General features: G+C 68.5%; 10 protein-coding genes. 9 read left to right on the plus strand and 1 reads right to left on the minus strand.

The annotated features are described in order from the left end of the window. Nucleotides 1–44 precede the first annotated feature (44 nt). Nucleotides 45–1,106: a tRNA epoxyqueuosine(34) reductase QueG gene (gene queG / locus QZ588_RS00520; protein ID WP_295538507.1), complete on the minus strand. Its 1,062-nt coding sequence runs from the start codon at nt 1,104–1,106 to the stop codon at nt 45–47. 327 nt (nt 1,107–1,433) lie between these two features. Between queG and QZ588_RS00525 the strand changes: the two genes are divergently transcribed. The 9 genes from QZ588_RS00525 to hflC all read left to right on the plus strand — a co-directional run bounded on the left by QZ588_RS00525 (nt 1,434) and on the right by hflC (nt 12,027). Beyond that, nucleotides 1,434–2,939: an NAD(P)H-hydrate dehydratase gene (locus QZ588_RS00525; protein ID WP_295538464.1), complete on the plus strand. Its 1,506-nt coding sequence runs from the start codon at nt 1,434–1,436 to the stop codon at nt 2,937–2,939. Next, nucleotides 2,936–3,463 (plus strand): tRNA (adenosine(37)-N6)-threonylcarbamoyltransferase complex ATPase subunit type 1 TsaE, encoded by a 528-nt coding sequence (gene tsaE, locus QZ588_RS00530; RefSeq protein ID WP_295538467.1) that lies wholly within the window; start codon nt 2,936–2,938, stop codon nt 3,461–3,463. The genes QZ588_RS00525 and tsaE overlap by 4 nt, the downstream gene beginning before the upstream one ends. Nucleotides 3,464–3,658: 195 nt before the next feature. After that, nucleotides 3,659–4,951 (plus strand): N-acetylmuramoyl-L-alanine amidase, encoded by a 1,293-nt coding sequence (locus QZ588_RS00535; protein WP_295538470.1) that lies wholly within the window; start codon nt 3,659–3,661, stop codon nt 4,949–4,951. A 67-nt stretch (nt 4,952–5,018) separates the two neighbouring features. Beyond that, nucleotides 5,019–6,875, plus strand: coding sequence for a DNA mismatch repair endonuclease MutL (gene mutL, locus QZ588_RS00540; RefSeq protein WP_295538473.1), 1,857 nt, complete (start codon nt 5,019–5,021; stop codon nt 6,873–6,875). Between the two features lie 33 nt (nt 6,876–6,908). Further along, nucleotides 6,909–7,880, plus strand: a complete 972-nt coding sequence (gene miaA / locus QZ588_RS00545) for a tRNA (adenosine(37)-N6)-dimethylallyltransferase MiaA (RefSeq protein WP_366929520.1) — start codon at nt 6,909–6,911, stop codon at nt 7,878–7,880. 173 nt (nt 7,881–8,053) lie between these two features. Then, complete coding sequence (hfq, locus tag QZ588_RS00550; RefSeq protein ID WP_295538475.1) at nt 8,054–8,305, plus strand: RNA chaperone Hfq; 252 nt, start codon at nt 8,054–8,056, stop codon at nt 8,303–8,305. Nucleotides 8,306–8,331: 26 nt separating this feature from the next. Continuing rightward, complete coding sequence (gene hflX / locus QZ588_RS00555) at nt 8,332–9,687, plus strand: ribosome rescue GTPase HflX (RefSeq protein ID WP_295538478.1); 1,356 nt, start codon at nt 8,332–8,334, stop codon at nt 9,685–9,687. 232 nt (nt 9,688–9,919) lie between these two features. After that, nucleotides 9,920–11,068, plus strand: coding sequence for an FtsH protease activity modulator HflK (gene hflK, locus QZ588_RS00560; RefSeq protein ID WP_295538479.1), 1,149 nt, complete (start codon nt 9,920–9,922; stop codon nt 11,066–11,068). Beyond that, nucleotides 11,068–12,027, plus strand: coding sequence for a protease modulator HflC (gene hflC, locus QZ588_RS00565; RefSeq protein ID WP_295538481.1), 960 nt, complete (start codon nt 11,068–11,070; stop codon nt 12,025–12,027). The genes hflK and hflC overlap by 1 nt, the downstream gene beginning before the upstream one ends. Nucleotides 12,028–12,203 lie beyond the last annotated feature (176 nt).

Genomic DNA, 12,203 nt, shown 5'->3' on the forward strand with positions numbered 1-12,203 from the left:
CACGCGCGCGGGCCCGAGCCTGGGCAAGTGCTGATGCTGGTGCGCTACGGGCTTACACCATGGGCACTCAACGCCCAACGCACGTGCTCACGCACCAGCAGGCTCGGGTGGTCGGCGCGCGCCTGCAGTGCCTCGCGCACGGCCGGCGACGGCGCCGCATTACCCAGTGCAACGGCGATGTTGCGTAGCCAGCGCTCGTGGCCGATGCGGCGGATAGCGCTGCCCTCGGTGTGCTTCAGGAACTCGTCTTCGTCCCACGCGAAGAGCGCCAGCAGCGTCGCCGTGTCCAGTCCTTCGCGCGGCAGGAAATCGGTCTCTTCGGTGAGGCGTGCGAAGCGATTCCACGGGCAGACCAGCTGGCAATCGTCACAGCCGTAGATGTGGTTGCCCATCCGACTGCGCAGCGGCTCGGGGATGGGACCGGGGTGCTCGATGGTGAGATACGAGATACAAAGCCGTGCATCCAGCACATAGGGCGCGACGATGGCGTCCGTCGGGCAGATGTCGATACAGGCCTTGCAACGCCCGCAGTGGTCCTGGGCCGGCGGGTCCGTGGGCAGATCCAGATCGCAATAGATCTCGCCCAGAAAAAACCAGGAACCGGCCTGTGGATTGATGACATTCGTGTGCTTGCCGATCCAGCCGAGCCCGGCCTTCTGCGCCAGTGGCTTCTCCATGACCGGCGCCGAGTCCACGAACACGCGGTAGCCGAAGGCGCCGATCTGGGCCTCGATGCGCTGGGCGAGGCGCTTCAGGCGCTGGCGCAGCACTTTATGATAGTCCCGCCCCAGCGCATAGCGGGACACGAAGGCTTGCCCGGGGTCGGCGAGCACGCGCTCGATATTCACCTGATATTCGGGCAGATAGTCCATGCGCACGGAGATCACCCGCAGGGTGCCCGGCACCAGCTCGGCGGGCCGCGTGCGCTTGTTGCCGTGGCGCGCGAGCCAGTCCATGTGGCCGTGCATGTCCTGCTCCAGCCAGGCGCCCAGACGCGCTTCGGCGAGGCTGAGGTCGCAATCGGCGATGCCCACTTGCTGGAAGCCCAGCTCTTCACCCCAATGCTTGATCGCAGCCGCGAGGCGCGCGGCATCGGCCGCCGACACGGCGGTGGCGGATTCGTCGGCGGGTGCCGGTGTATCGGCGTTGGCGTCTGTCACAATCGTCAATTCGCTGAGGCAAACATGCCGGTTATTGCTGCAGAGACGCGGGCCGGGATGCGTCTGTCGCGTCCGCTCGACAGCAGCATGTGCTCGGCCCCAGGATTTCCGCTGCCGCGGGGCCCGGCGCTGCGTCGCCCGTGTTGCCATCACCACGCCGCCGGGCGGCGAAGGCGGTGCCGGTGATTCGGGTCGCGGGTCTCGGGTCACGGCCGCAGACGCGTTCAGCATTTATCCTATGACGCTCGCGTTGCTCGTACTGTGGTGCACACTGTGCCAGAAATACAACCCATCCCCTATGCGCTTTATCGCGCCGCGCAAGTCCGCGCCCTGGACCGCTGCGCCATCGATCGCCATGGCATCGCCGCCGCCGAGCTGATGCGGCGTGCGGGGCGTGGCGCCTTCGAGCTGTTGCGGGCACGTTGGCCGCAGGCCCGCCGTGTGCTGGTGCTCGCCGGTGCCGGCAATAATGGCGGCGATGGCTATGTGCTCGCCGCCGCGGCCCTCGCAGCCGGACTCGACGTGCGCCTGCTGACCCTGGGCGACCATACCCGGCTGTCCGCGGCGAGCGCGGCCGCCGCCGCGCACTTCGCCGAGCAAGGCGGTGTGGCGGCGCCCTTCCGCCGCCTGCCGGGTGATGTGGATGTCATCGTCGACGCGCTGCTCGGCACTGGTCTCACGCGCGCGCCCAGCGGACCCTGGGCCGCGGCCATCGACGCCGTCAACGCCAGTCGCGCCCCGGTGCTGGCACTGGATCTCCCATCCGGACTCGATGCCGATACGGGTCGGGTCCCGGGCGTCGCGGTGCGGGCGGCGGTGACCATGAGCTTCATCGCCCTCAAGCAGGGTTGTTTCACCGCCAGCGGGCCCGCCTACTGCGGTGTGGTGCACTTCGACGGGCTCGCGGTACCACCGGCGATCTACGCCAGTGAAGTGCTCTCGGCGCGGCGGGTGGATTGGCGCAAGGAGCGCGAGCTGCTGGCGCCGCGAGCCGCAGACGCCCACAAGGGCAGCGCCGGGCATGTGCTGGTGGTGGGCGGGGCACCCGGCACCTCAGGCGCGGCCAGGCTCAGCGGCGAGGCGGCGCTGCGCGCCGGTGCTGGCCTGGTGAGCGTCGCCACCCATCCGGCGCACGCGGCCCTGCTGAATCTGACTCGGCCGGAGCTCATGGTGCAGGCCGTGCGCGCGGCGGATAGCCTGGCGCAAGCGGCGGCCCGGGCGGATGTCATCGCAGTCGGACCGGGTCTCGGGCGCGACGCCTGGGGCCGGGCGCTGTTCGAGGCGGTATTGACGCTGGAACGCCCGCTGGTGGTGGATGCCGACGCCCTGAACCTGCTCGCCCGCGCGCCGCGCCGACGCGAGCAATGGATTCTGACCCCGCATCCCGGCGAGGCCGCACGCCTGCTCGATCAGGACGTGGCGGACATCGAGCGGGACCGCTTTGCGGCGGCCGCGGCGCTGCAGGCACGCTATGGGGGGGCGGTGGTGCTCAAGGGCGCCGGCAGCATCGTCCACGGCCCGGGGCAGCGGCCACCGGCGGTCTGCAGCGACGGCAATCCGGCCATGGCGAGCGCCGGCATGGGTGACGCACTCACCGGGATCATCGCCGCCCTCTGGGCCCAGGCGCCGGCCCTGGACCCACAGCAGGTCGCCACCGCGGGGGTCTGCCTGCATGCGGCGGCGGGCGATCGCGCCGCCGGCGGTGCCGACCGCGGGCTGCTCGCCGGAGACCTGGTGAACGAAGTGCCGCGGCTGTTCGCGGCGGGAGCGCTGCCATGACCATCGACGCTGCCATCGAGCGTTTTGCCGCCGACGAGGCGGCCCAGCTCGCCTGGGGCGCCACACTGGGGACGTTGCTGTGCGCGCCGGCGGGGCCGGCGCCGGGACTGGCGCGAGACGGCGCCCTGGTGTTCCTCACCGGCGAGCTCGGCGCTGGTAAGACGACGCTGGTTCGTGGGCTGTTACGGGGATTGGGCCATGCAGGGCCGGTCCGCAGTCCCACATATACGCTGGTCGAGAGCTTCGAGCTGCCGCGGGCACGGGTGCACCATCTGGATCTCTACCGCCTCGGCGATGCGGAGGAGCTCGAGTATCTCGGCATCCGCGATCTGCTCGATGGTGCCAGCCTGGTGCTGGTGGAATGGCCGGAGCGGGGTGCGGGGGTGTTGCCGGCGCCGGATCTCACCGTCCACATCGCCCCCCGGGACAGCGGACGTGTGCTGTCGTTCACGCCGGCGCCGGCGTGGCAATCGGTGCTCAGCGCAGGGCTGCCGCCGGCGCCCATCGCTGCGCCCGGCTCGTAACGCAGCGGCTACGAAGACGGCGCGACGGCGCCGGTGTGGCGTGTGCGCCAATGGCGTACTTCCACCACAAAAACCCTTGTATCGTCTGAAGAATCCGATGCAACAACCCGGATATGCTTGGAATGGTGGATGCCCTGGTGCTATGCTTCGAGCAACGCATTTTGCGCACCGAAGACTCTGTTCAGGGGCTTCGACATGGCATCCGGACCGACACGCACATCAATCACAGCCAGCCTCGCGAGCCTCTCGGCACTGTTGCTGTTAGCCGTCTCCCTCGTCGCAACGGCGGGGCAGGTGCATATCCATGGCGCACGCATCTGGAATGGGCCCGATCACACGCGTGTCGTGCTCGATACGGCGGCGCCTATCCGTCACCGGGTGTTCTCCCTCGACGACCCCCACCGTCTGGTGGTGGATATCACCGACGCCCGACTGAGCGGCGATCTGCCCGCCGCCGCGGTGGATGACGTACTGGTGGCGGGGCTGCGCAGCGGTGTGCGCCAGGGCGACGATCTCCGTGTGGTGCTGGATCTGAAGCAACCGGTAAAAGCCAAGAGCTTCCAGCTGAAGCCCAACGGCACCTACGGGCACCGGCTGGTCATCGACGTGTCGGCGCGCTCACTGCCGGCACAGGCGCAGCTGGCGAGCCGGGCTGCAACGTCGACAGCCTCGGCGCCGGCCGGTGGCGTGCGCGATCGCGATGTGATCATCGCCGTGGACGCCGGCCATGGCGGGGAGGATCCCGGCGCCATCGGTGCGGGCGGCACCTACGAGAAGCACGTGACCCTGGCCATTTCGCGCAAGCTCGCCGCGCGCATCAACCGCCAACAGGGCATGCGCGCGGTGCTGATCCGCGACGGCGACTATTTCATCTCACTGCGCCAGCGGATCGCCAAGGCGCGCGCGCAACAGGCAGACCTGTTCGTCTCCATCCACGCCGACGCCTTCAAGGATCGCCGTGTGCGCGGATCATCGGTATACACCCTCTCCAACGGCGGCGCCACCAGCGAAGCGGCCAAGTGGCTCGCCGAGCGGGAGAATCGCGCCGATCTCATCGGCGGTGTCAGCCTGGCGGAGCAGAACGACGTGCTCGCCGGCGTGCTGCTGGACATGACCCAGAACGCGACCCTCGAACACAGCAGCATCGCCGCCGAGCGCGTGCTGTCCAAGCTGCGCGCCCTCGGGGACGTGCATCAGACACGCATCCAGAAAGCGGGCTTTGCGGTGCTGAAATCACCGGATATCCCGTCCATGCTAGTGGAAACGGCCTTCATCTCCAACCCGGACGAGGAGAAGCGGCTGCGCAGCGGCAACTATCAGCAAAAGCTCGCGGACTCTCTGGTGCAGGGCATCATCGATTACTTCGAGGACTATCCGCCCCCGGGCACGCGCTTCGCCCGCGATGACACACCCAGCGGGGACGACCTCGGCGCCGTTCTGCCGGGGGTGCATGCCCCGGCCGTCGCCGACCACCTCGCCCGGCGTTAGCGCCCGCGCACAACAAGGCAGGGTCGCCGGCTTGCGGACCGGGTCGGCTTCTGGTTCCATCCGCGCCATGCCGACGATCCACCCCCTGCCCGCCCAGCTCATCAACCAGATCGCCGCCGGCGAGGTCATCGAGCGCCCGGCCTCCGTGGTGAAGGAACTGGTGGAGAACAGCCTGGATGCGGGTGCCCGCAGCTTGCGTGTCGACTTGGAGCAGGGTGGCATCAAGCTGATTCGGGTCACGGACGATGGCATGGGCCTTGGGTGCGACGATTTGTCGCTGGCCGTCGCCCGCCACGCCACGAGCAAGATCGCGAGCCTGGACGATCTGGAAGGCGTTGCGACCCTGGGCTTTCGCGGCGAGGCCCTGCCGAGCATCGCATCGGTGTCGCGGTTCACGCTCACCTCCCGCCGCGATGGTGACGAGCATGGCTGGTGTCTGCGTTGCGACGGCAGTGATCGGCCCGAGCCAGCGCAGCCCGCGGCCCATGGTGTGGGCACGAGCGTCGAAGTTCGGGATCTCTTCTACAACGTGCCCGCACGGCGCAAATTCCTGCGCACCGAGCGCACCGAGCTTGGACACATCGACCAACTGCTGACGCGCTTCGCGCTGGCCCGGGGCAACCTCAGCCTGCGACTGACCCACAACGGGCGGGTCTCCCTGGAGCTTGCGGGCGCGGCTGCCGCCCTGGCCCCGGAGCGCCTGCAGCGCCTGCTCGGCGAGGCCTTCCTCGCCCACGCCCTGGCGGTGGACGACACGGCGGTGGGGCTGCGTCTGCATGGTCTGGTGGCGAGTCCCGCCTTCGCCCGCAGCCAGGGGGACATGCAATTCTTCTATGTCAACGGCCGGCTGGTGCGCGACAAGCTGGTGAACCATGCCGTGCGCCAGGCCTACCGCGACGTGCTGCACCACAGCCGCCATCCGGCGTTCCTGCTCTTTTTGGAGCTGCCGCCGCGGCAGGTGGACGTCAACGTGCATCCCGCCAAGCACGAGGTCCGCTTCCGCGAGTCCCGGCAGGTGCACGATTTCATCTTCCGCGCCCTGCACCGGCGACTGGCGGCGGGGCAGGGGCTGGCGGGCGCCGACGCCGCCGCCACTCGGCCACAGGCGGCGCCGGCGCCGGAGACCGATGCCGCGGTGACCGCCGTCCCGGCGCGCCCCGCCGGCACCGCAGCACGCGTGCTGCCACTGGGCATCGAAGATGCATCCGGTGGGTACCGGCCCGGCGGCGCCTACGGCGGGCGGCCCGGCGGCGCCGCGGCGGCGGCGGCACTGGCGTTCCAACGGCCGGCGCCATCTGCGCAGGCGGCGGCTGCGACGGCGCCGCAGCCGGGCGCCGACCGGCCGCCCCTGGGCTTTGCCATCGGCCAGCTGAACGGCATTTATGTGCTGGCCGAGACCGAGGAGGGGCTCATCATCGTGGATATGCATGCGGCGCACGAGCGCATTGGCTACGAGCGCCTGAAACAGGCTATACATGGCAAGGCGCTCGTGCGCCAGGCGCTCCTGATGCCGGTATCCGTGCGGGTCAGCCAGGCGGAAGCGGACCTCGCCGAGACGCACGCGGCTTTGCTCGAGCGCCTTGGCCTCGTGGTCGGCCGTCTCGGGGAGACGCAGCTGGTGGTACGCGAGCTTCCGGCCCTGCTGGCGCAGGCCCACGCCGAGCAATTGCTGCGCGACGTGCTCGCCGATCTCGGCACCGAAGGCCGCAGCGAGCGCATCGAGGCCGCCGTGGATGCGCTGCTCGCCACGATGGCCTGCCATGGTGCCGTGCGCGCGAACCGCCGCCTGACACTCGCCGAGATGAACGCCCTGCTGCGGGAGATGGAGCGCACCGAGCGCGCCGATCAGTGTAACCACGGCCGTCCCACCTGGACGCGACTGACCCAGCGCGAGCTGGATGCGCTCTTTTTGCGCGGGCGCTGAGTGACTCCGGCGGGGGCGGGGGCGGTGCCAGCAGTGGGGCGGGGCGCAGGCGGCGCAGGCCAGGCCTGGCCACTGGTGCTGATCATGGGCCCCACGGCGGCGGGCAAGACCGAACTGGCGCTCGCGCTCGTGGACGCGCTGGCTCCGGTGCTGCCCTGCGAGATCGTGAGCGTCGACTCGGCGCTGGTCTACCGTGGCATGGATATCGGCACCGCCAAGCCCTCGCCGGCGCTGCGGGCACGCTACCCGCACCGGCTCGTGGATATCTGCGACCCGGCGGAGACTTACTCCGCGGCGCGCTTTCGCGCGGACGCCCTGGCCGCCATCGCAGACATTCGCGCCCGCGGTGCGCTGGCGCTGTTGGTCGGCGGCACCATGCTGTACTTCCGGGCACTGCTGCGCGGGCTCGCGCCGATGCCGGCGGCGCATCCTGCGCTGCGCGAACGGCTCGCGCAGGAGGCGCGCGCGCGCGGGCCCGCGGGGATGCACCGTTGGCTGGCGGACGTGGACCCCGCCGCCGCCGCACGCATCCATCCCCACGACCCACAGCGGGTGCAACGGGCCCTGGAAGTCTACCTGGCCAGCGGGCAGCCCATGAGCAGCCTCTGGCACGCCGCCGATACGGGCCTGGATCTGCCCACCATCAAGCTGGTGCGCGCGCCGCGCGAGCGCTCGATACTGCATGCGCGCATCGAGCGGCGCTTCGATGCCATGCTCGCAGCAGGCTTCCTCGACGAAGTGCGCGCCCTGATGGGCCGCGCTGATCTGTCGGCGGAGCTGCCTTCCATGCGCGCCGTGGGCTATCGCCAGGCCTGGGCGCATCTCGCCGGCGCCTTTGATGCGGCGCAGCTGCGCACGCGCGCGCTCGCAGCCACCCGCCAGCTCGCCAAGCGGCAATACACCTGGCTGCGCAGTGAGCCCGACTGCGCCTGGCTCCGGGACGATGCGGCGGCGCTCACCCAGGCACTGGCGATTCTCAAGCGCCACGCGGTGCCGATGGCTTGAGCGAAAGCCTGCGCGTCCCGGCGAACGATGCGAGATCCGCGCTCGGCGGTGGCGTTTTTCCCGCGCCGCCAACGGGGCGGATATGGTATTTTCGACTCTTTGATGCGCCTGATACTCAAGCAACACCGGCTGCGGAACAACCGACCGGTGCGAAACAATATGGAGTCATAACAATGTCCAAGGGCCAGAGCCTGCAAGATCCGTTTCTCAACGCCCTGCGCAAGGAGCGGGTCCCGGTCTCCATCTTCCTGGTGAACGGCATCAAGCTGCAGGGCCAAATCGAGTCTTTCGATCAATTCGTGGTGCTACTGAAGAACAACGTCAGTCAAATGATCTATAAGCACGCCATCTCGACGGTGGTGCCCGCGCGCAACGTCAAGCTGCCCCCGGCACAGGACGCGGAAGCCGAGGAGGGCAACAGCTGATCAGTCACGCGACCAAGTGTGCCATCGTGTTTGAGCGTCCCACCTCCGGCGAGCGCGCCGTCCTGGTCCAGCTGGCCATCGGCGGCGAGCTGGCCGGCGACGCCCGCGAAGAGCTCGAGCAGCTGGCCGAAGCGGCCGGCGCCACGGTGGTCGGCTTCGCCGGCGGCGCGCGGGCGACACCGGATCCCAAATACTTCATCGGCAGTGGCAAAGCCGAGGCACTGAAGGCGCTGGTGGCCGCCACCGAAGCCGAGCTGGTGATCGTCGATCACGGCTTGAGTCCGGCTCAGGAGCGTAACCTTGAGCGCCTGCTGCAGTGCCGGGTGGTGGACCGCAGTGGCCTGATCCTCGACATCTTCGCCCAGCGTGCGCGCTCCTTCGAGGGCAAGCTGCAAGTGGAGCTCGCACAACTGCGCCATCTCTCCACCCGCCTGGTGCGGGGCTGGACTCACCTCGAGCGCCAGAAGGGCGGCATCGGTCTGCGCGGGCCCGGCGAGACGCAGCTGGAGACCGACCGCCGGCTGCTCGGCAAGCGCATCGCCCTGCTGAAAGCGCGCCTGGCGCGCATCGAGGTACAACGCGAGCAAGGGCGCCGCGCCCGCGAGCGCCACGAGGTGCCGACGGTGGCCCTGGTGGGCTACACCAACGTCGGTAAATCCACGCTGTTCAACCGGCTCACCGATGCGGGAGTGCTGCAGGCCGACCAGCTCTTCGCCACCCTGGACCCGACCCTACGGCGACTGCCGTTACCGGGTGCCCAGACCGCAGTGCTGGCGGACACCGTCGGCTTCATCAGTCAGTTGCCCCACGAGCTGGTGGCGGCCTTCCGCGCCACGCTCGAGGAGACACGCTCGGCGGATCTGCTGCTGCACGTCGTCGATGCGGAACCATCCGAGCGCGCCCGTCACATTCAGGACGTGGAAGGCGTGCTCGCCGACATCGGCGCGGGCGACGTGCCGCGCATCATGGTCTACAACAAAATCGATGCCCTGGACGGCAGGGGCATCGATACCAGCGCGCGGGTGGACCGTGATGCGCACGGCGCGGTTGAACGGGTGTGGCTATCGGCTGTCACAGGGGCAGGCATTGCATTGCTGCTGGGAGCCATCGCCGAGCGGCTGGCGAGTGCGACGGTGCACCAGCGTCTGTTGCTGGGCCCGGAGGACGGCGAGCTGCACGCCTGGCTCTTCCGCCATGCCGGTGTCGAACGGGACAGTCCAACGGAGCGCGGCGGTTGGGACATGCAAATCAGCATGCCGAAGGCGCGCTGGGAGCGCATCTTGCAAGGCAAAGACGCGCTGAGCCGGCGCATCTGCTCCCTCGCCGTGCCTTGTGCGCCACCCGCGCCTGCGACTGCGCAAGCCCTTGCGCGCATACACTGAAGATGCACGTGCCCGGCACCACCAGCGCCGGGGCCTTGCGGCGGCGGCGGCGGTCAGGCCTCGAGACCGCGCCGCCCGCCACCGCCGGCCGGGGAAGTGTGCATCCCCGATGATGGCCGGCGTCTTGATATCATCGGCGGCGACCGGCACTTCGCGGCGTTCGTGAAAGGCGCCGGCAGCGGCGCCGGCGGCCGGCACCCGATTACCCATACTGAGAAGTTGCGGAGACACTATGGCTTGGAACGAGCCCGGAGGCGGCGGTAAAGACCCCTGGGGCGGTGGGCCCAACAGTTCCGGACCGCCGGATCTCGATCAAATCGTGCGCAAGCTGCAGGAGCGCGTCAGCGGCTTCCTGGGTGGCGGCAAAGGCGGCGGCGGCGGTGGCGGTGCGGACATCAGCAAGCGCACCATCGGCATCATCGCCGCCGTGCTGCTCGTCATCTGGCTGTTCACCGGTATCTACATCGTCGATCCCGCCGAGCGCGGCGTCGTCATGCGCTTTGGCGCCTATGCCAAAACCACGGAGCCCGGCCCGCATTGGCACATCCCATACCCCGTCGAGTCGGTGCAACTGGTGAACGTCGACGAAATCTCGTCGTTCACGCACAAGGCGGCCATGCTCACCAAGGACGAGAACATCGTCGATGTGGAACTGACGGTACAGTCGCGCATCCAGGATGCGGCGAACTATTTGTTCCAGGACCAAACGCCCGAGAAGACACTGCGCGACGCCACCGAAACAGTGGTGCGCAAGACCATCGGCGGCAGCAGGCTCGACTTCATCCTGACCGAGGGTCGAAGCGCCATCGCCGCCATGATCCAGGAGCGGGTGCAAAGCCTGATGAACGAGTACAAAACGGGCCTGCTCGTCACTTCGGTGAACATGCAGCCGGCGAAACCGCCTGAGCCCGTGAAGGAAGCATTCGATGACGCCATCAAGGCGCGCGAAGACAAGGAGCGCCTCGAGAACCAAGCCGAGGCCTACGCCAACGAGATCCTGCCCCAGGCCCGTGGTGAAGCGGCGCGTGCCATCGCCGATGCCAAGGCCTATCGTGACCGGGTAGTCGCCGAGGCGCAGGGTCAGACCTCGCGCTTCACCGCCGTGCTCAACGAGTACGCCAAGGCGCCTGAGGTCACCCGCGAGCGCCTCTACCTGGAAACCATCGAGAACGTGCTCGGCGCCAACAATACGGTATTGCTGGACGTGCCCGGCGGCGACAGCCTGATGTACCTGCCGCTCGACCAGCTGATGAACAGATCAAAGCGCGACCAAGCCGGCATGAACGACGGGCGCCGGGATCTGTCGCAGCCGACGACGGCGAGCACGCGCGTGCCAGATCCGCGCAACCGTAGCACCTCACGCGAACGGAGCACCCGCTGATGGACGATCTGAAAAAAGTCATGCTGCCGGCGGCCGTCGTGCTGCTGGCCCTGTTGATCTACGCCTCGACGTTCATCGTCAAGGAGTACGAAACGGCCATCAAGCTGCGTCTCGGTGAAATCATCGGCAGCGACTACGACCCCGGTCTGCACCTGAAGGTGCCATTGCTGAACAATATCATCACGTTCGATGCCCGCATCCAGACGCTGGATTCCCGTCCCGAGCGCTTCCTGACCATCGAGAAAAAGGATGTGATCGTCGACTCCTACACCAAGTGGCGCATCAGCAATGCCGCCCAGTTCTTCCGCTCCACCGGTGGTGACTCGGCGCGCACGGCCAGGCTGCTGTCCGAGCGTATCAACACCAGCCTGCGCGACGAGTTCGGTAAGCGCACCATCCAGGAAGTGGTCTCCGAAGAGCGTCTGGCGCTCATGAAGGAGCTGACCAAGCAGATCGACACCCAGGCCACCGAGCTCGGTGTGGACGTGGTGGACGTGCGCGTCAAGAAGATCGATCTGCCGCCGGAGGTCAGCGAGTCCGTCTACAACCGCATGCGCGCCGAGCGTGAGCGTGTCGCCCGTGACCTGCGCGCCAAAGGCTCCGAAGCGGCCGAGCGTATCCGCGCCGATGCGGATCGACAACGCACGGTCATCCTCGCAGATGCGTACAAAGAGGCGGAGGAGACCCGCGGCCAGGGCGATGGCCGGGCGGCGGAGATCTATGCCAATGCTTACACGGCGGACCCGGAGTTCTACGCCTTCTACCGCAGTCTCAACGCTTATCGCACGTCCCTCGGTGCCGGCGACAGCACACTGGTGCTCGCACCCGATTCGGATTTCTTCAAATTCTTCGGCAACATGCACGGGGCGCCCGAAGCGTCGGCCGCACCGCCGGAGCCGCCACAGGCGTCTGTGCCGATGCCAATGCCGATGCCGGGCTACAGCTCGCGCATGCGCTGACCGCGATCCCCGCCGGGGCCGGTCACTGGCCCCGGCGATGCCAATCCGCGGAAGGTTCCTGGTAGACCCGGCGGATGTCGATGTCCGGCGCAGGCGTCTGCGGGCTGGGTTGCGGCTGGCGGGGGTCTCGACAGCAGGGATGCTGTCGTGAAGCCTACAGGGACGTATTCACGGCG

This window comes from uncultured Thiohalocapsa sp. (assembly GCF_913062725.1).
Classification (GTDB): domain Bacteria; phylum Pseudomonadota; class Gammaproteobacteria; order Chromatiales; family Chromatiaceae; genus Thiohalocapsa.

What these genes read in the sequence shown, in the direction of transcription:
- tsaE (WP_295538467.1), top strand. Translation starts at nt 2,936, where the DNA reads ATGACCATCGACGCTGCCATCGAGCGTTTTGCCGCCGACGAGGCGGCC.
- QZ588_RS00535 (WP_295538470.1), top strand. Translation starts at nt 3,659, where the DNA reads ATGGCATCCGGACCGACACGCACATCAATCACAGCCAGCCTCGCGAGC.
- mutL (WP_295538473.1), top strand. Translation starts at nt 5,019, where the DNA reads ATGCCGACGATCCACCCCCTGCCCGCCCAGCTCATCAACCAGATCGCC.
- hfq (WP_295538475.1), top strand. Translation starts at nt 8,054, where the DNA reads ATGTCCAAGGGCCAGAGCCTGCAAGATCCGTTTCTCAACGCCCTGCGC.
- hflK (WP_295538479.1), top strand. Translation starts at nt 9,920, where the DNA reads ATGGCTTGGAACGAGCCCGGAGGCGGCGGTAAAGACCCCTGGGGCGGT.
- hflC (WP_295538481.1), top strand. Translation starts at nt 11,068, where the DNA reads ATGGACGATCTGAAAAAAGTCATGCTGCCGGCGGCCGTCGTGCTGCTG.